At 69.2% G+C, this 17164-nt stretch carries 16 protein-coding genes and 1 pseudogene; 10 read left to right on the top strand and 7 right to left on the bottom strand.

Features of this window, described 5'->3' with window-relative positions:
* A pseudogene (locus AB4120_RS26400) lies at positions 1 to 162 on the top strand (hydrolase); the annotation flags it as partial.
* 321 nt (positions 163 to 483) lie between these two features.
* Here AB4120_RS26400 and AB4120_RS26405 read toward each other — a convergent pair.
* Both AB4120_RS26405 and AB4120_RS26410 read right to left on the bottom strand, forming a co-directional pair.
* Positions 484 to 1296, bottom strand: a complete 813-nt coding sequence (locus AB4120_RS26405) for an IclR family transcriptional regulator (RefSeq protein ID WP_149136760.1) — start codon at positions 1294 to 1296, stop codon at positions 484 to 486.
* Positions 1293 to 2138 (bottom strand): IclR family transcriptional regulator, encoded by an 846-nt coding sequence (locus AB4120_RS26410; RefSeq protein ID WP_441643036.1) that lies wholly within the window; start codon positions 2136 to 2138, stop codon positions 1293 to 1295. Before AB4120_RS26410 ends, AB4120_RS26405 begins: the two co-directional genes overlap by 4 nt.
* 128 nt (positions 2139 to 2266) lie before the next feature.
* Here AB4120_RS26410 and AB4120_RS26415 point away from each other — a divergent pair, with 128 nt between their 5' ends.
* The 6 genes from AB4120_RS26415 (at position 2267) to AB4120_RS26440 (ending at position 7969) form a co-directional block, all read left to right on the top strand.
* Positions 2267 to 3196 (top strand): LysR family transcriptional regulator, encoded by a 930-nt coding sequence (locus AB4120_RS26415; protein ID WP_149136758.1) that lies wholly within the window; start codon positions 2267 to 2269, stop codon positions 3194 to 3196.
* 138 nt (positions 3197 to 3334) lie between these two features.
* The gene (locus AB4120_RS26420; protein WP_144203082.1) at positions 3335 to 4294 is read left to right on the top strand and encodes an MBL fold metallo-hydrolase; all 960 of its coding nucleotides are present in this window, start codon (positions 3335 to 3337) and stop codon (positions 4292 to 4294) included.
* 3 nt (positions 4295 to 4297) lie between these two features.
* On the top strand, positions 4298 to 6097 hold the full coding sequence (locus tag AB4120_RS26425; RefSeq protein WP_149136757.1) for an FAD-dependent oxidoreductase: 1800 nt from the start codon (positions 4298 to 4300) through the stop codon (positions 6095 to 6097).
* Positions 6098 to 6132: 35 nt separating this feature from the next.
* On the top strand, positions 6133 to 6324 hold the full coding sequence (locus AB4120_RS26430) for a DUF2783 domain-containing protein (RefSeq protein ID WP_149136756.1): 192 nt from the start codon (positions 6133 to 6135) through the stop codon (positions 6322 to 6324).
* A gap of 58 nt (positions 6325 to 6382) precedes the next feature.
* Entirely contained in the window at positions 6383 to 6817 is a 435-nt protein-coding gene (locus AB4120_RS26435; RefSeq protein WP_149136755.1) for a hypothetical protein, read from the top strand.
* Positions 6818 to 7036: 219 nt separating this feature from the next.
* On the top strand, positions 7037 to 7969 hold the full coding sequence (locus AB4120_RS26440) for a glutamate/aspartate ABC transporter substrate-binding protein (RefSeq protein ID WP_149136754.1): 933 nt from the start codon (positions 7037 to 7039) through the stop codon (positions 7967 to 7969).
* A gap of 18 nt (positions 7970 to 7987) precedes the next feature.
* Here the strand turns inward: AB4120_RS26440 and AB4120_RS26445 are convergent, their stop codons facing one another.
* Positions 7988 to 8887, bottom strand: a complete 900-nt coding sequence (locus tag AB4120_RS26445) for a MurR/RpiR family transcriptional regulator (protein ID WP_144203095.1) — start codon at positions 8885 to 8887, stop codon at positions 7988 to 7990.
* Between the two features lie 182 nt (positions 8888 to 9069).
* Between AB4120_RS26445 and AB4120_RS26450 the strand changes: the two genes are divergently transcribed.
* The 3 genes from AB4120_RS26450 (at position 9070) to AB4120_RS26460 (ending at position 12577) form a co-directional block, all read left to right on the top strand.
* Positions 9070 to 10395: an aspartate aminotransferase family protein gene (locus AB4120_RS26450; RefSeq protein ID WP_149136753.1), complete on the top strand. Its 1326-nt coding sequence runs from the start codon at positions 9070 to 9072 to the stop codon at positions 10393 to 10395.
* Between the two features lie 15 nt (positions 10396 to 10410).
* A complete protein-coding gene (locus tag AB4120_RS26455; protein WP_392388461.1) occupies positions 10411 to 11259 on the top strand; it encodes a 3-keto-5-aminohexanoate cleavage protein in 849 nt (282 codons plus the stop codon).
* 121 nt (positions 11260 to 11380) lie between these two features.
* Positions 11381 to 12577 (top strand): pyridoxal phosphate-dependent aminotransferase, encoded by a 1197-nt coding sequence (locus AB4120_RS26460; protein WP_149137592.1) that lies wholly within the window; start codon positions 11381 to 11383, stop codon positions 12575 to 12577.
* A gap of 4 nt (positions 12578 to 12581) precedes the next feature.
* On the opposite strand, the gene AB4120_RS26465 is transcribed toward AB4120_RS26460, so the two are convergent.
* Genes AB4120_RS26465 through AB4120_RS26480 form a run of 4 tightly spaced genes read right to left on the bottom strand, consistent with a single transcriptional unit; the run spans position 12582 to position 17156 of the window.
* Positions 12582 to 14006: an efflux transporter outer membrane subunit gene (locus AB4120_RS26465; protein WP_441643037.1), complete on the bottom strand. Its 1425-nt coding sequence runs from the start codon at positions 14004 to 14006 to the stop codon at positions 12582 to 12584.
* An 11-nt stretch (positions 14007 to 14017) separates the two neighbouring features.
* The gene (locus AB4120_RS26470) at positions 14018 to 15196 is read right to left on the bottom strand and encodes an ABC transporter permease (protein ID WP_149136752.1); all 1179 of its coding nucleotides are present in this window, start codon (positions 15194 to 15196) and stop codon (positions 14018 to 14020) included.
* Positions 15193 to 16188, bottom strand: a complete 996-nt coding sequence (locus tag AB4120_RS26475) for an ABC transporter ATP-binding protein (protein ID WP_149136751.1) — start codon at positions 16186 to 16188, stop codon at positions 15193 to 15195. The genes AB4120_RS26470 and AB4120_RS26475 overlap by 4 nt, the downstream gene beginning before the upstream one ends.
* On the bottom strand, positions 16185 to 17156 hold the full coding sequence (locus AB4120_RS26480; RefSeq protein ID WP_262389489.1) for an HlyD family secretion protein: 972 nt from the start codon (positions 17154 to 17156) through the stop codon (positions 16185 to 16187). The genes AB4120_RS26475 and AB4120_RS26480 overlap by 4 nt, the downstream gene beginning before the upstream one ends.
* Positions 17157 to 17164 lie beyond the last annotated feature (8 nt).

Here is a 17164-nt window from a genome sequence, read left to right on the forward strand (position 1 = left end):
AAGGAAACGTACGACGCCGTGACCGGCCTGGCCAAGCAACACTCGGGCGCCTACGGCATGGGCATCGACTACGCCTACACCATGGTCCACAAGGCCGCCCAGCGCACCCAGACGCCGCACGCGTCGATCGCCCCGGTGCACGCGCCGGTGATCGAGTACTGATATTCAAGGTAGGTGGCGCGGCATCAAGAGCCGGGCCACCCTGAATGGGCACAGGGCGAAAGACGGTAGCTGCTATGACACGCAATCACAAACTTGGTCGTAAGCTGGAAATGGCTGCCGTCGCCTTCGCGACGGGGTTCTCATCTCACGGCCACAACTCTTCGTCCCTCGGCATGCTGGCTGGAACACTGGCGGTTTGCGCCCTGGTCGCACGCAGCGCGTTCAACAAGCGCTCACCGGGGGCGGGTTTCATGTTGCTCCCCCCGGCTATGACGAAACATCTTCATTAATGCGCCGGTGCCCAGCCGGTGCACGCCCCGGTCATCGCGCGCTGATCGTCGGCCCCATCCCGGGCGCCCCGAAACGCCAGGACAGCCGCTGCGCGGCCTGGCGGACCAGCGCGGCGGTATCGCTGTCCGTGGCGCTGTCGAAGCTGCCGCTGCTGCCCATCACCGCGATGACGATGGCCAGCGCCCCGGTATGGTCGAACACCGGCGCGGCCAGCGTGTCGATGCCGGGCACCGGCTTGCTGACGGCGTTGTCGATCCCTGTCGCTTTCACCGCCTTCAGCCGGTTGGCATAGCCCGGCGGCGTCCCGTGCGGGGTGCCGGCCATGCGGATGGCGTCCTGCGCCAGCGCGCCGGCCAGTACGTCCGGTGGCAGATGGGCGGCGAAGGTCCGCCCGATGGCCGTATTGACCATCGACAACACCGTGCCAACGCGCAGGCTCACATGCTGGGGCCGCGCCGCTTCCTCCAACCGGATCACCGTGGGCCCCAGCGGTCCAAGCACCGCCATCGCCACGGACAAGCCCGTGGCATGGGCCAGGGCGATGATCTCCGGCTCGGCCTCCCGTGTGGGCGACAGCCGTTGCAGCGCCACCAGCCCCAGCTCCAGGCTCAACGCCCCGGCCACGAAATCCCCCGATGCATTGCGCGACAGCAGCCCGATTTTCTGCAGGCTGACCAGATGCGGAAACGCCTTGGCCGGCGCCATGCCCGCCGCGCGCGCCAGTTCGCCCAGCGGCAGGGGCCGTCCGGCCGCCACCAGCGCCATCAGCAGCTGCCCCGTGTTGTCGAGCGACTGGATGCCGCGCTGCGGCTTGGCGCCGCCGGTTAGCGTGTCGTCGCTCATGCGGGAGCCTTGTCGATGGTGGCGGCGAAGGTGGCGGCGATGGTGGTGCCGATGTCCCGCGCGGCGTCGCGCAGGGCGGTGGCCACCGGGCCGCTCCAGTCCACGTCGATGCCGCCCGTGGAGCCGATCACCGTCAGCACCAGCCGCAGCGCGCCATCGCCATCCTGCAACGGCACTGCGAGGCTGCTCACGGCCGGGCTGGGCGAGTCGATGCTGCGCTCCATGCCGCGCGCGCGGATGTCGTCGAGCTGGCGCAGGAAAGCGGGCAGGTCGGCGCCCTGCGGATGCTGTCGCGCCCAGATGGCCTGCCAGTCCCCTGGCGGCTGGAACGCGCAATAGGTGCGGCCGGTGGCCGTGGCGGCCAGCGCCATGACCGTGCCCACGTGCAGGTTCACATGCAGCGGCGTGCCGGCGTGGGCGTAGTGCACGATGGTTGGCCCCTGCGGCGTGGGCAGGCTGATCGCCACGCTGAAGCCGATGCGCGCGGCCAGCGCCTGCACGCGCGGCACGGCGGCGCGATAGGCCGGATCGTGATCGAGGTGGAGCATGCCGAGCCGCAGCGCCAGCGGGCCGGGCTCGTAGTAACCGTCGATATGGTCGCGCTTGATCAGCCCGAGCCGCGTCAGGCTGACCAGATAGGTATGCGCCTGCGCCGGCGCCAGTTGGGCGGCGGCGGCGAGGTCGGCCAGCGACATCGGCCGGCGCGCATCGGCCAGCGCCCGCAGCACGCGGCCGCCCACCTCCACGCTCTGGATGCCGCGCTGCGCGCGCTCGGTGCTGTCAGTGCTGTCGGTGCTGTCGGTGCTGTCGGTGCTGTCGGTGCTGTCGCTGGGTTCGGCCATGCCGATGTCTGCCCTGATCCGTGCTGGGGAAGCCCAGATAGTAATGGAATCAGGCATGGAAGCCATGCGCGGACCGTGCCGCCCGGCGTACTATGCCTGCTTCATTGACAACCAGAGGTTGGCAACGCATGGACAAGGCCAGGGTGTTGACGCTGTTCCTGGGCGTGGTGCGCGCCAAGAGCTTCGCGCGGGCAGCCGTGGAGGCCGAGGTCACGCCGCAGGCGGTCAGCAAGGCGGTGCGCACGCTGGAGGAATACCTCGGGGTGCGGCTGTTCCATCGCACCACGCGCAAGCTGAGTCTGACCACCGAGGGCGCCCGGCTGTTCGAGCTGGCCGAGCCCGGCATGCGCCAGCTTGACGAGGCGCTCGAGCAGGTGCGCAGCAGCCGCAGCGAGGACGACGGCATGGTCCGCGTGACCGCCCCGCACTCGGTGGGCGCCCGCGTGCTGGTGCCGCTGATCCGGGCGTTCCGGGAGGAATATCCGGGCATCACCTTCGATGTGGTGCTCACCGACCTGTTCACCGATCTCGTCGAGGCGAAGATCGACATCGGCTTCCGCGCCGGCACCAGCCCCGGCCAGAACCTCGTCGCCCGCAAGCTGTGTGACCTGCCGCTGCTGATCTGCGCTGCCCCCGAATACCTGGCCCGGCATGGCACGCCGGACTCGCTCGACGCCCTGCGCCGCCACGCCTGCACCGGCTTCCGCCGGCCGGTCACGGGCCGGCTGTTGCCGTGGGAGCTGATGGTCGATGGCGACCTGGTCTACCTGGAGGTGCCGGCCGTGACCACCTTCAGCGACGTGGAGACCGAGATCGAGGCGGTGCGCGCCGGCATCGGCATCGGCCAGCTCCAGGCCTACATGGTGCAGGACGACCTCGCGGCCGGGCGGCTGGTGTCAATCCTCCCGGCCTACCGCAGCAGCAACGTCGGCCTCTATATGTATTACCCGCACCGCACCCACGTGCCCGCGCGCGTGCGCCGTTTTATCGACTTCGTGATGGCAGCCAGCCTGGAGACCCTGCCGGCGCTGGCCGGGGACGACGGTAAAGGTGGGTAACGCCGGGTAGGGAGTTTCCCGCACACCCCACGGCAGCATGCGGCCTGGCGGGATGTTTAGCAAATGACAATTCGATTTGTCATTGACTAAGATTGGGCGGCTTCCTAAGCTTGCCCTATCCCCCGCATCGAGACCGACATGGCAAAAGCATTCGCATCCCAGGCCGACCTGGAAGCCAAGCAGATCACCTTCACCCAGTTGTCCGAGAACGCCTACGCCTACACGGCCGAGGGCGACCCCAATTCGGGCGTGATCATCGGCGACGACGGCGTGCTGATCGTCGACACCACCGCCACCCCGGCGATGGCGCAGGACCTGATCGCCCGCATCCGCCAGATCACCGACAAGCCGATCAAGTACGTGGTGCTGTCCCACTACCACGCGGTGCGCGTGCTGGGCGCGTCGGCATACTTCGCCGAAGGGGCGCAGCAGGTCATCGCCAGCCGGGGCACCTACGAGATGATCGTGGAGCGCGGCGAGGCCGACATGAAGTCCGAGATCGAGCGCTTTCCGCGCCTGTTCGCCGGCGTGGAGACCGTGCCGGGCCTGACCTGGCCGACGCTGGTCTTCGACAAGGAAATCACGCTGTTCCTCGGCAAGCTGGAGGTGCGCATCGCCCATCTGGGCGCCGGCCACACCAAGGGCGACACCGTGGTCTGGCTGCCGCAGCAGAAGGTGCTGTTCTCGGGCGATCTGGTCGAGTACGACGCCGCCTGCTACTGCGGCGACGCCCAGCTTGCCCAATGGCCGGCCACGCTGGACGCGCTGGCCGCGTTGCAGCCGCAGAAGCTGGTGCCGGGCCGCGGCCCCGCGCTGACCACGCCTGCCGACGTCGCCAAAGGCATCGCCTACACCAAGGACTTCGTCACCACGCTGCTCCAGGCTGGCCGGGAAGCCGTGGCGGAGCGCATGGACCTGAAGGCCGCCATGGCGCATACGCGCAAGGCCATGGACCCGAAGTTCGGCCAGGTGTTCATCTACGAGCACTGCCTGCCGTTCGATGTCTCGCGCGCGTTCGACGAGGCCGCCGGCATCACCCATCCGCGCATCTGGACCGCCCAGCGCGACCAGGAGATGTGGGCCGCGCTGCAGGACTGAGCCATGGCCACGGAAGCCATCGATACCGCCATCGATACCGCCATCGAGCCGGATTACCAGCGCCAGCAGTACGCCTACACGCCGTGCGCGGAGCAGCGCCCGGGCCATGCCGCCGGCGCGCCGCATCCTGTGGTGGTGGTCGGGGCCGGCCCGGTCGGGCTGGCCACCGCCATCGACCTTGCCCGGCATGGCGTGCCGGTGGTGCTGATCGACGAGGACTGCACGCTTTCCACCGGCTCGCGCGCCATCTGCTTCGCCAAACGCACGCTGGATATCTTCGACCGCCTCGGCTGCGCCAGCCGCATGGTCGAGAAGGGCGTGCGCTGGCACCTCGGCAAGGTCTTCCTGCGCGACAGCCTGGTCTACGCCTTCGACCTCCTGCCCGAGTCCGGCCACCAGCGCCCGGCCTTCATCAACCTCCAGCAGTATTACGTCGAGGGCTATCTGCTCGATCTGGCGCGCGCGCTGCCTAACATCGACATCCGCTGGAAAAGCCGCGCGGTGAACCTGGAGTCGCGCGATGACCATGTGGCGCTGACCGTGGAGACGCCCGACGGCTGCTACACGCTGTGCGGCCGCTACGTAGTGGCTGCCGACGGCTCGCGCAGCGGCCTGCGCAAGCTGATGGGGCTGGAGAGCCACGGCCATACCTTCCGTGACCGCTTCCTGATTGCCGATGTGAAGATGGAGGCCGCGTTCCCGCCCGAGCGCTGGTTCTGGTTCGATCCGCCCTTCCACCCGAACCAGTCGGTGCTGCTGCACCGGCAGCCGGACAATGTCTGGCGCATCGACTTCCAGCTCGGCTGGGATGCCGACCCGGTGCTGGAGAAAACGCTGGAGCGCGTGATGCCGCGCGTGCGGGCGCTGCTCGGCCCGGATGCGAAGTTCGAGCTGGAGTGGGTCAGCGTCTACACCTTCTCCTGCGTGCGCATGGACCACTTCCGCCATGGCCGGGTGCTGTTCGCGGGCGATGCGGCGCATGGCGTCTCGCCGTTCGGGGCGCGCGGCGCCAACAGCGGCGTGCAGGATGCCGAGAACCTCGCCTGGAAGCTCGCCTATGTGCTGGCGGGCCGCGCGCCGGACAGCCTGCTGGACACCTACGCCAGCGAGCGCGAGTTTGCCGCCGACGAGAACATCCGCCATTCCACGCGTTCCACCGATTTCATCACCCCGAAGAGCGCCGTCAGCCGCACCTTCCGCGACGCCGTGCTCACGCTGGCGCGGGACCACGGGTTTGCGCGGCAACTGGTAAACAGCGGGCGGCTCTCGGTGCCGGCCGTGCTCCACGAATCGCCGCTCAATACAGCCGATGGCGACGGCGAGACGTTTGCCGGGACGATGGTGCCGGGCGCGGCGTGTGCCGATGCGCCGGTATGTGGCATGGCTGGCGCGACGGGTGAGCCGTGGCTGCTGCCCCGGCTGGGCGACCAGTTCGTGGCGCTGATCTTTGGTGCGCCGGCGGGGCTCGATGCCGCGACCCGCAGCGCGCTGCAAGGCTTGCAGCAGGGCGCGGTGCCACTGCGGCTGGTCTTCGTGACCGACGCGGCCATCGCCGCCTCCGCCGATCCGTGGCCCGGCGCCACCGTGGTCCGTGATGTGGAAGGGCTGGCCGCCCGGCGCTACGACGCCCGCGCCGGCACCTGCTACCTGATCCGCCCGGACCAGCACGTCTGCGCGCGCTGGCGCACGGTGGATGCGGTGCGCATCGGTGCGGCACTGGACCGGGCCATCGGTCAGGCCCAGGCCCAGGCCCGGCCAGCGATCTCCCCGGCCCCGAAACCGAAGCCGATGGCGATGGCGTGACCGCCCGCACCGCGCCCCTGCCAGGAGACCCGCCGATGGCCCTCAACACCGCACCCAACCTCGCGCGCCCCGACGACTTCTACGAGGCGCTGATCGACATGCACCGCGACCTCGACGCCGCCGCCAGCCAGGCCGCCAACGCGCGGCTGATCCTGCTGCTGGCCAACCATATCGGGGATCACCAGACGTTGCTGGAAGCGCTGGCGCTGGCCCGCGAGTCGCCATGAGTCGTCAGCCCGGCCACCCTGGCCGCTTCGGGGCCGGGCGGACGCGTTAGGCGTTACCATGGCAGCACCGACCACAGGGAAGGAGTTCGTCATGCCGAGCCGTTGCCTTGCCGCAGTGAAGTGCCATGCCGTCGTTCTCCTCGCATTGGGTGCCTGCCTCCCGGCCTATGCCCAGAACCAGCCCCAACCCCAGCCCCAACCCCAACCCGGTGGCACGGCCGCCATCGACAACGTCATCGGCGATGCCGTGAAGGAGGGCGAATCGCCGTACCGCCCCACGCCGCGCCCGCCCGGCGCCCCCGCGCCCTCCCAGCAGACCATCAACGACGCGGAATGCCAGCAGTTGATGCGGCAGATGAACGAGACGCCCAAGCGCAGCTACAAGCCCGGCGCGCCGGTAGAGAACAGCCAGGGCAGTGACGTGATGTCCGTGGAGCGCGACCGCACCCGCCGGCAGTTGCAGAAGACGTTCAAGGAGAAGTGCGGAACGTAGGATTGCTGCGTCGCAGCATCTTGCCGGCGCTCCCCAGGCTGCACCCCAACGCCCCGATCCGGGGCGTTTTTATTTCCCTCCTGCGGTCCTTTTCGCCCTCCGCCGCCCCATTCCCGGGAATAACACATTTGTTTCATGGTAATCCATGATGGAACACTTGTTGCTCAATGCCTAGCATTGCAACACCTGACGCATCCATCCAAACCAGGAGTGTTTCCCATGCCCAAGTCGATTTTCGTCCGCCCGGTGCTCAGCCTGATCGCTACCGCCGCCGCCCTGGTCGCCCTGGCCACGACAGCCGCGCCGGCCTTCGCGGCCGACGTGGCCGCCAGCCCGACGCTCACCAAGATCAAGTCGTCCGGCACGATCTCGATCGGGCACCGCACCTCGTCGATCCCGTTCTCGTACTACGACGCCAGCCAGAAGGTGATCGGCTTCTCGCAGGACATCTGCGACCGCGTGATCGACAGCGTGAAGAAAGAAGTGGGCGCGGCCAGCCTGCAGGTGCGCATGGTGCCGGTGACCTCGCAGAACCGGATCTCGCTGGTGCAGAACGGCACGGTGGACCTGGAATGCGGTGTCACCACCAACCTGAAGTCGCGCCAGCAGCAGGTGGCGTTCTCGACCACGTTTTTCGTGGCCGGCACGCGGCTGCTGGTGAAGAAGGGCAGCCCGATCCATGACTTTGGCGATTTGTCGGGCAAGGCCGTGGTGACCAACGCGGGCACCACCTCGGAACGGATCCTGCGCAAGCTCAACGACGAGAAGCAGGCCAATATCACGATCCAGAGCGCCAAGGACTACGGCGAGTCCTTCCTGATCCTGCAATCGGGCCGGGTGGCCGCGTTCATGATGGATGACGTGCTGCTGTCCGGCGCCCGCACGCTGGCGCCCAACCCCGGCGACTGGACCGTGGTCGGCACGCCGCAGTCGTTCGAGGCCTACGCATTCATGATGCGCAAGGACGACCCCGGCTTCAAGCAGGTGGTGGACGGCGCCATCAGCGGCCTGATCAAGAGCGGCGAGATCCACACGCTGTACGCCAAGTGGTTCGCCAAGCCGGTCCCGCCCAAGAACATCAGCTTCGACCTGCCGCTCAGCGAGCCGATGAAGAAGGCCTACGCCAGCCCCAACGACGAGGCGTTCGAATAAGTTCGAAAGACGGCAGGGCTAGCCGCGTTGGGCCGGCAGGTAGGCGCCGGTGCGGTGCAGCTGGCCCTCGGTCTGCTCCAGCGCGCGGATCGCGCCCTTGCCCTTGCGGGCCAGCAGCTGCTCCACCAGCGCCTCGACCATCGCCACGCCGGCCGTGATCGACGGGAAGAAAGACGGGCTGTCGATGGCGAACAGCAGCGTGCAGTCCGCCTCCAGCGCGATGGGCGACACCGTGCTGTCCGTCAGCGCCACGACCTTGCAGCCGGCCTCCCGTGCGGCCGAGGCCACGCGCAGGCTCTCCTGCGAGTACGGCGCGAACGCGGTGACCAGCACCACGTCCTTGGCGGTCAGCGCGCGCAGTTCCATCTCCAGCGTGCCGGCATCGCCGCGCACCAGGTGCACCGAACTGCGGAACAGCCGGTAGATATAGTGGAACGTGAACGCGATCGGGAAGCACGAGCGGAAGCCGGCCACGTAGACGTTGGGCGCCGCCGCGAGAAGGTCGGCGGCCTGCGGCAGCGTTTCGGCGTTGTTGGCCAGCAGCGCGTCCAGGTTGTGATGCTGGACCTCGATCATCTCGGCCAGCATCTGGTTCGAGCCGGATTCCTTCACCACCTTGCGCGCCCGCTTGGCGTAGGGCTGCGCGCCCTGGTCGCGCATCGCCTCCATGAACAGCTCGCGCAGGCCCTGCCAGCCTTCGAACCCGAGCGACTGCGACAGCCGCACAAGTGTCGCGGGCTGCACTCCGGCATTGGCGGCCACCTTGCGCATCGAATGCAGCGCGATGTCATGCGGATGGTCGAGCAGGTAGCGCGCGCCGCTCTGGAACTGCGCGCTCAGCGTCGGGAAATCGGCGCGGAGCTGGGTCAGCAGGGCATCGAGCGAAGAGGGCGAGGCAGGGGTGGTGTCAGGGGACATGGGCGAGGGCGGAACGCGGAATGCAACGATTGTTGCACAGGTCGGCGCCCCATCCTCACGTCGATTAACGGATCGAACGTTTCTTTTGTGTCGATCAATGAAACACATGTTGCAAAGAGGGCGCGCTTGTTCCTATACTCGCACCTGATCCCGGCGCCCCGCACAGGACAGCTTCTCCCATCATGACGCACGTATTCCATCGCAATCCCAAGCAAACCATGCCCGTGGCCGTTGGCGGCCAGGGGATCGAGCTGATCGACAGCACCGGTCGCCGTTACCTCGATGCCTCGGGCGGCGCGGCGGTGTCCTGCCTCGGCCACGGCCACCCGCGCGTGGTGGCGGCCATCAAGGCGCAGGTCGATACGCTCGCTTACGCCCACACCTCGTTCTTCACCACCGAAGTCTCCGAGACGCTGGCCCGCACGCTGGCCGAGGCCGCGCCGGGGGATCTCGATCACGTCTACTTCGTCTCGGGCGGCTCGGAGGCCGTGGAAGCCGCGCTGAAGCTCGCGCGCCAGTATTTCGTCGAGACCGGCGAGCCGCAGCGCCGCCACTTCATCGCGCGCCGCCAGAGCTACCACGGCAACACGCTCGGCGCGCTGGCGATTGGCGGCAACGCGTGGCGGCGCGAGCCGTTCCTGCCGCTGCTGGTGCCCGCGCACCATGTGTCGCCGTGCTATGCGTACCGCGACCAGGCCGCCGGCGAGACGGACACCCAGTACGCGCAACGGCTGGCGGACGAACTCGAAGCCAAGATCCTCGCACTGGGGCCGGAGAGCGTGGCCGCCTTCGTCGCCGAAACCGTGGTCGGCGCCACGGCCGGCGTGGTGCCGCCGGTGGGCGACTACCTGAAGCGCATTCGCGCCGTGTGCGACAAGTACGGCGTGCTGCTGATCCTCGACGAGGTGATGTCGGGCATGGGCCGCACCGGCCATCTCTTTGCCTGCGCGGAAGACGGGGTGGTGCCGGACATCGTCACCATCGCCAAGGGCCTCGGCGCCGGCTACCAGCCGATTGGCGCGATGATGTCCACGCGCCGCATCTACGAAGCCATCGTCGGCGGCAGCGGCTTCTTCCAGCACGGCCACACCTATATCGGCCATGCCACGGCCTGCGCGGCGGCGCTGGCGGTGCAGCAGACCATCGCCGAAGACAATCTGCTCGATAACGTGCTGGCGCGCGGCGAGCAGTTGCGCGCGCGGCTGCGCGAGGTGCTGGCCGACCATCCGAACCTGGGCGATGTGCGCGGGCGCGGGCTGTTCGTGGGCGTGGAGTTCGTGGCCGACCGCGCCACAAAGGCCACGCTCGACCCGGCGCGCAAGACCCACGCGGTGCTCAAGCGCACGTGCATGGAGCACGGCGTGCTGGTCTATCCAATGGGTGGTACCGTCGATGGCGTGCACGGCGACCATGTGCTGTTTGCGCCGCCTTTCATCTGCACGGCGGCGGACATCGACAATATCGTGGACCGTTTCGCGCAGGCCGTGCGCGTGGTCCTGCCCGCTTGAGATTGAGATACCCCCATGACTGAAGACATCCTGCGCCGCCCCTTCGCGCTGGCCGTGGCGCCCAACGGCGCCCGCAAGACCCACGCGGACCACGCGCGACTGCCGATGACCCCGGACGAGCTGGCCCAATGCGCCCGTGAATGCGTGGACGCCGGCGCCGCCATGATCCACCTGCACGTGCGCCGCGCCGATGGCACGCACAGCCTGGAGGTGGCCGACTACGCGCCAGCCATCGCGGCGGTGCGGCAGGCTGTGGGTGACGCGCTGGTCCTGCAACTGACCACCGAGGCCGTGGGCATCTACCAGCCGGCCCAGCAGATCGCTACCGTCCGGGCGCTGCGCCCCGAGGCGGCGTCCGTGGCCGTGCGCGAACTGGTGCCCGACCCCGCCGCGCTGCCCGCTGCCGCCGAGTTCTTCGGCTGGATGCACCGCGAGCACGTGGTGGCGCAATACATCCTCTACGACGCTGCCGACGTGCACCGCTACGCCGCGCTGCGCGAGAGCGGGGCGATCCCGGCCGGGCGCCACTGGGTGCTGTTCGTGCTGGGCCGCTATTCGGCGGGACAGAAGTCGGCGCCTGCGGACCTGCTGCCGTTCCTTGCCGCCTGGCGCGAAACCGGGCTGGAAGGCACCGGCGTGGAATGGGCCGTCTGCGCGTTCGGCAAGCAGGAAGCCGACTGCGCCGCCGCTGCCGTGATGCTCGGCGGCCACGCGCGCATCGGCTTCGAGAACAACATGGCCCTGCCGGACGGCGCCACGGCGCCGGACAACGCCGCGCTGCTGCGCGCCGTGGCGGCGCCGCTGGGCGCGCTGGGCTATGGGGCGATGACGGCTCAGCAGTTGCGCGCGCGGTTCGACGCCTGACGGCTGCCTCCCCTCTCCCGCCCGCTCTCCCGCCCCCTCTCCCGCCCCCGGGAGGGGGGAGCGCACATCGGCCGTTTCCGCTACGCTGGCGGCTTCATCGTCCCTCACCCCCGGAGCACCGATGTCCCAGCCGCCTGTTTCCCCTGCCACTGCGCCGCTGGCGCGAGACACCGTGCGCAGCCTGCGCGCCTCGCGCATCCGCGAGGTGGCCAACGCGGGCATCGGCCTGCCCGATGTGCTGCCGTTCTGGTTCGGCGAGTCGGACCAGGTCACGCCGGCGTTTATCCGGGATGCCGCCAGCCAGGCGCTGGCGTCCGGCGCCACGTTCTACACCCACAACCTCGGCATTCCGCCGCTGCGCGCTGCGCTGGCCGGCTACGTGAGCCGCCTGCATGGCGACACGCCGGTTGGCAACGTGGCCGTGACCAGCGCCGGCGTCAACGCGCTGATGCTGGCCGCCCAGCTCGTCACCGGCCCCGGAGACCGCGTGGTGGCCGTGACGCCGCTCTGGCCCAACCTCGTCGAGATCCCGCGCATCCTCGGCGCCACGGTGGAGACGGTGACGCTGGACTACGGCCCGCACGGCTGGGCGCTCGACGTGGACAAGCTGCTCGCCGCGCTGACGCCGGGCACGCGTGCCGTCATGATCAATTCGCCGAACAATCCCACGGGCTGGGTCATGCCGCGCGCCGCCCAGCAGGCCGTGTTCGACCACTGCCAGCGGCACGGCATCTGGATCATTGCCGACGAGGTCTACGAGCGGCTCTACTACGGCCCGGAAGGGCGCGTCGCGCCGTCCTTCCTCGACATCGCCCCGCGTGACGCCCGCGTGATCGCCGTCAATTCGTTCTCCAAGGCGTGGCTGATGACCGGCTGGCGGCTCGGCTGGATGGTGCTGCCGGCGGCGCTGATGGACGACCTCGGCAAGCTGGTGGAATACAACACCTCCTGCGCGCCGTCGTTCGTGCAGGAGGCCGGCGTGGCGGCGGTGACCGAAGGCGAGGCCTTCACGCAGGATCTGGTGCAGCGCCTGCGCGGCGCGCGCGACCATCTGGTGAGCGCCCTGTCGGCCCTGCCGGGCGTGGACGCCCACGCGCCAGAAGGTGCGATGTACGTGTTCTTCAAGCTGGCCGGCGCGACGGACAGCCTCGCGCTGTGCAAGCAGCTGGTGCGGGAAGCCCACCTCGGCCTGGCCCCCGGCAGCGCCTTTGGCGACGAGGGCGAAGGCTTTGTGCGCTGGTGCTACGCGTGCGACGTGGAACGGCTGGACGAGGGCGTGCGGCGGCTGAAGGGGTTTTTGTCGGCCGGACTCCGCTGAGGACTCATTCCCACCCCCCGCCCAGCGCCTGCATCAGCGCTGCCGAGTCCGCCAGCCGGGTGGCGGTCGCCTGGGAGAGGTCGAGCGCGGCCTGGCGGGACTGGCGTTCGGCGTCCAGCAGCGTGAACTGACTCACGCCGCCGAGCCGGTACTGCTCGGTCACGATGGCCAGCGTGCCGCGCGTCTGGCGGGCGTTGTCCTCGCGGGCCTGGAGGGTGGCGGCGTCGGCGTCGAGCGCGCGCAGCGTATCGGCCACGTTCTGCAAGCCTTGCAGCACCGCCTGCTGGTAGGCGCCCAGCGACTGCTCGTAGGCCGCCTCCTTGGCGCGCTTGCGGGCGCGCAGCTCGCCACCATGGAACACGGGCTGGACCACGCCGGCCGCCAGGCTCCACACATTCATGCTGCTGAACAGGTCGCGCGCGCGCATCTCCTGCGTGCCGCCGCTGGCCGTCAGCGTGATCTGCGGATAGAGGTTGGCCGTGGCCACGCCGATATCGGCCGATGCCTGATGCAGCAGCGCCTCCGCGGCGCGGATGTCGGGGCGGCGGCGGGCCAGTTCGGCGGGCAGGCTGACCGGTAGCGTCTCGGGCAGGGTCAGGTCGGCGAGCCCGAATTCCGGCAATTGCGCGCTGGCCGGGGTCTGGCCGATGTAGACGGCCAACTGGTGGCGCGTGACATCGATCTGCTGGGAGAGGCCCGGAATCAGCGCCTGCGTCTGCGCCAGTTCGGCCTGCTGGCGCTGCACGTCCACGCGCGCCACGCCGCCCAGCTTGAGGCGCTCGGTCACGATGCCGAGCTGGCGGCGCTGCGCCTCGGCCATCGCCACGGTATCGGCCAGCTGGGCGCGCAGCCCGGCTTCGCGGATCGCCGCCGTCACCACGTTGGCGGCCAGCGAGAGCCGCGCGGCCTCAAGTTCGTAGCGCTGGTAATCGACAGCCGCCTGCAAGCCTTCCAGTTCGCGCCGCTGCCCGCCGAAGAGGTCCAGCGCGTAGGAGACCTGCACGGTGGCGTTGTAGAGCGTGAACGGGCCAGGGCTGGGGAACTGGGTGATGCCGACCGAGGTCAGGTCCACCTGCTGGCGCGTGGCGTTGAGCGAGGCATCGACGGTGGGAAACCGCGTGGCGCCGGTGCGCGCGTTGAGGTTCTCCTGGGCCTCCCGCAGCCGGGCGCGGGCCTGCGTGAGCGTGGGGCTGGCTGCCAGCGCGGCGCGCACGGTGGCGTCCAGCTTGTCGCTGCCGAACAGGGTCCACCATTGCTGGGGCGGGTCGCCGGGCACGAAGGACTGGGACTTGCCCAGCGCCGGCACGGTCGCCACCGGCTGTGGCCCCGGGGTGTAGCGCGCGTCGGGCACGGCAGCGGGGGACTGGAACTCGGGGCCGACCGCGCAGCCGGCCAGCGAGAGCAACAGGGCAAGCGAGACGAGCCGCATGGCATCCCCCCTCAGTCGAGCGTGCGCTTGTAGAAGCGCACCGCGATGGTCATGACGACGGCCGTGAACAGCGCCATCGGCCAGACGTTCGGCCATAACTCCACCCAGCCGCTGCCCTTGAGCAGGATGCTGCGGATCACCCGGTTGAAGTAGGTCATCGGCAGCACGTTGCCAATCCACTGGGCCCACGTCGGCATGCCGGCGAACGGGAACATGAAGCCGGACAGCAGGATGTTGGGCAGGAAGTAGAAGAACGTGAGCTGCACCGCCTGCAGCTGGTTCTTGGCCAGCGAGGACAGCGTGATGCCCACCGTCAGGTTGGCCGCGATGAACAGCAGCGCCGCCAGGTACACGCCCACCACCGAGCCGAGGAAGGGCACCTGGAACACGTAGCGCGCCGCCAGCAGGATGATGGTGGCCTGGATCAGGCCGATGAAGATGTACGGCACGATCTTGCCGGAGATGACCTCCAGCGGCTGCACCGGCGTGGCAAGCAGGTTCTCCATCGTGCCGCGCTCGCGTTCGCGGGTCATCGCCAGGCCGGTCATCATCACCATCGTCATGGTCAGGATCACCCCCATCAGGCCCGGCACGATGTTGTACTGGGTGATGCCCTCGGGGTTGTAGAGGCGCTGCACGTTGACGTCGAAGGCGGGTTTGCCGCCGGCCAGCGGGGCCAGCGCGCCCTTGAGGTCGATGCGCGCCACGCTGACCGGCAGCTGCGCCAGCGCGCCGATGGCGGGGCCGGTGGCCGAGGGGTCGGTGGCGTCGGCCTCGACCAGGATCACCGGGCGCTCGCCGCGCAGCAGCTTGCGCGAGAAATCGGTGGGGATGCTGACCACGAACTGCACGTCGCCGCGCAGCAGCGCCTCGCGCCCGGCGGCCTCGTCCGGCAGGGTGCGCACCACGCGGAAATAGGTGGTGTTCTCCAGCGCGTGGACGAAGGTGCGCGAGAAATCACTATGCTCGGCGACGATCACGGCGGTCGGCATATGGCGCGGGTCGCTGTTGATGGCGAAGCCGAACAGCAGCAGTTGCATGATCGGCAGGCCGACGATCATGCCGAAGGTGATGCGGTCGCGCCGCAGCTGGAGGAACTCCTTCAGCACGATGCTCCACCAGCGCTGCACCGAGAAGCGGCTAGTGTGGATGTTGTGGATGTTGTGGATATTGCGGTTGTCAGCACTCATGGTGCGGCCGTCCCGGGTTTGGCGGACTTGACCGGCTTGCTGGGCCGGGCTGCCATGTTGTCCTGCGCGCCGCTCATCATGTAGATGAACACGTCCTCGAGGCTGGTCTCGGTCGGATGCATGCGGTGATGCGCGCCGGCATAGCGCTTGAGCGTCTGCTCCAGTTGGCCGGCGTCCTGGCCGGTGACGTGCAGCGCCGTGCCGAAGGCCACGGTTTGGTCCACGCCGGGCTGGCCCTGCAACGCGGTGGAAAGCGCGGCGAGGTTGTCGCCCTCCACGCTCCACGTCGCCAGGTTCTGGCTGGCTACCACCTCCGCCGACGTGCCCTGCGCCAGCAGCCGGCCATAGGCGATATAGGCGAGCTTGTGGCAGCGCTCGGCCTCATCCATATAGTGCGTGCTGACCAGCACCGAGATGCCGCGCGCGGCCAGCTGGTGAAGCTGCTCCCAGAAGTCGCGCCGGGCCTTGGGATCGACCCCGGCGGTGGGTTCATCGAGCAGCAGTAGCCGGGGTTCGTGCAGCAGGCACGCCGCCAGCGCCAGCCGCTGCTTCCATCCGCCGGACAGCGAGCCAGCCAGCTGCGCGGCGCGCGATTGCAGGCCGAGACCTTCCAGCGCGCGGTCCACCGCCTCGCGGCGGTTGGGCATGGCGTAGACGCGGGCCACGAAATCGAGGTTCTCGCGGATCGACAGGTCTTCCCAGTAGGAGAAGCGCTGCGTCATATAGCCGACGTTGCGCTTGATCTCGGCGGCCTGCTTCAGGATGTCGAAGCCCAGGCAGGTGCCCGAGCCCGAATCCGGCGTCAGCAGCCCGCACATCATGCGGATGGAAGTGGTCTTGCCGCTGCCGTTGGGGCCGAGGAAGCCGAAGATCTCGCCGCGCGCCACCTGCATGGTGAGGTCGTTGACCACGTGCTTGTCGCCGAAGCGCTTGTTCAGCCCCTTGACGTCGATCGCCAACGCGCCGTTGGCGCGATCCACGGCGTCGTTCATGACTGCGCCACCTCCACGGGCTGGCCAGGGCGCAGCTTGGGGGCGTCCTCGGGCGTGGGGCGGGCTTCGATCAGGAAGACCAGCTTGCGGCGCGTCTCGTTGCTGTAGATGACGGGCGGCGTGAACTCGGCCTCGTTCGACACATAGGTGATCTTCGCCGAGACGGGCGCCGCGCAGCCGTCGCAGCGGATCTGCACCGACTGGCCATTCTTCAGTGCCCCGACCGCCGCCTCGGGTACGTAGAAGCGCACCTTCACGTTGGCCGGCGGCAGCATGCGCACCACGGGGCTGCCGGCGGGCACCCATTCGCCGGGGCGGTAGGGCACGTCATAGACCAGCCCGGCGGCCGTGGCGTTGACCGATTTGCGCGAGAGCTTCCATTCGGCCTGCGCCAGCGCGGCGCGCGCGGCTTCCACCTGGGCCTGCTGGGCGGCGAGCTGGTCCTTGCGGCCGGGCAGGCGGGCGACGTCGATATCCCGTTGCAGCTCGCGCACGCGCGCCGCGTCGGCATCGGCCGTGGCGCGGGTCTCGTCCAGCTGCGCGCGGGAGATGCCGCCGATCTCGAACTGCGCTTCGTCGCGCTTGCGCTGGGCCGCGCTGCGCGTGGCCTGGGCCCGGGCCTGCGCCAGCTGGGCCTGGTTCACGGCCACTTCCACGGGCCGCTTGCCGATCTGGATGTCGGCCAGTTGCGCCTCGGCCACCCGCACCTGCTCGGCGGCCTGCTGGCGCGCGGCGCGTTCGTCGTCGGATTCGAGCACGAACAGCGGCGCGCCGTTGGCCACCTGCTGGCCGCGATCGACGGTCAGCTTTTCCAGCCGCCCCGCGAACGGCGAGGCCACGGCGACGAATTCGCCCTCGACATAGCCTTGCCAGGTGACGGGCTTGTCGCGGCTGCAGGCGGCCAGCGCGGTGCAGGCGGCGAGCAGGAGGAGGCACTGCAGGAGGCACTGCGGGAGGCGGGAGGGCATGCGCGGCT

The sequence above is a fragment of the Cupriavidus sp. 2KB_3 genome (genome assembly GCF_052115685.1).
Lineage (GTDB): Bacteria > Pseudomonadota > Gammaproteobacteria > Burkholderiales > Burkholderiaceae > Cupriavidus > Cupriavidus campinensis.

What these genes read in the sequence shown, in the direction of transcription:
- AB4120_RS26410 (WP_441643036.1), bottom strand. Translation starts at nt 2,138, where the DNA reads ATGGCCGAACCCAGCGACAGCACCGACAGCACCGACAGCACCGACAGC.
- AB4120_RS26420 (WP_144203082.1), top strand. Translation starts at nt 3,335, where the DNA reads ATGGCAAAAGCATTCGCATCCCAGGCCGACCTGGAAGCCAAGCAGATC.
- AB4120_RS26480 (WP_262389489.1), bottom strand. Translation starts at nt 17,156, where the DNA reads ATGCCCTCCCGCCTCCCGCAGTGCCTCCTGCAGTGCCTCCTCCTGCTC.
- AB4120_RS26405 (WP_149136760.1), bottom strand. Translation starts at nt 1,296, where the DNA reads ATGAGCGACGACACGCTAACCGGCGGCGCCAAGCCGCAGCGCGGCATC.
- AB4120_RS26425 (WP_149136757.1), top strand. Translation starts at nt 4,298, where the DNA reads ATGGCCACGGAAGCCATCGATACCGCCATCGATACCGCCATCGAGCCG.
- AB4120_RS26455 (WP_392388461.1), top strand. Translation starts at nt 10,411, where the DNA reads ATGACTGAAGACATCCTGCGCCGCCCCTTCGCGCTGGCCGTGGCGCCC.
- AB4120_RS26415 (WP_149136758.1), top strand. Translation starts at nt 2,267, where the DNA reads ATGGACAAGGCCAGGGTGTTGACGCTGTTCCTGGGCGTGGTGCGCGCC.
- AB4120_RS26440 (WP_149136754.1), top strand. Translation starts at nt 7,037, where the DNA reads ATGCCCAAGTCGATTTTCGTCCGCCCGGTGCTCAGCCTGATCGCTACC.
- AB4120_RS26465 (WP_441643037.1), bottom strand. Translation starts at nt 14,006, where the DNA reads ATGCGGCTCGTCTCGCTTGCCCTGTTGCTCTCGCTGGCCGGCTGCGCG.
- AB4120_RS26430 (WP_149136756.1), top strand. Translation starts at nt 6,133, where the DNA reads ATGGCCCTCAACACCGCACCCAACCTCGCGCGCCCCGACGACTTCTAC.
- AB4120_RS26450 (WP_149136753.1), top strand. Translation starts at nt 9,070, where the DNA reads ATGACGCACGTATTCCATCGCAATCCCAAGCAAACCATGCCCGTGGCC.
- AB4120_RS26460 (WP_149137592.1), top strand. Translation starts at nt 11,381, where the DNA reads ATGTCCCAGCCGCCTGTTTCCCCTGCCACTGCGCCGCTGGCGCGAGAC.
- AB4120_RS26475 (WP_149136751.1), bottom strand. Translation starts at nt 16,188, where the DNA reads ATGAACGACGCCGTGGATCGCGCCAACGGCGCGTTGGCGATCGACGTC.
- AB4120_RS26435 (WP_149136755.1), top strand. Translation starts at nt 6,383, where the DNA reads ATGGCAGCACCGACCACAGGGAAGGAGTTCGTCATGCCGAGCCGTTGC.
- AB4120_RS26445 (WP_144203095.1), bottom strand. Translation starts at nt 8,887, where the DNA reads ATGTCCCCTGACACCACCCCTGCCTCGCCCTCTTCGCTCGATGCCCTG.
- AB4120_RS26470 (WP_149136752.1), bottom strand. Translation starts at nt 15,196, where the DNA reads ATGAGTGCTGACAACCGCAATATCCACAACATCCACAACATCCACACT.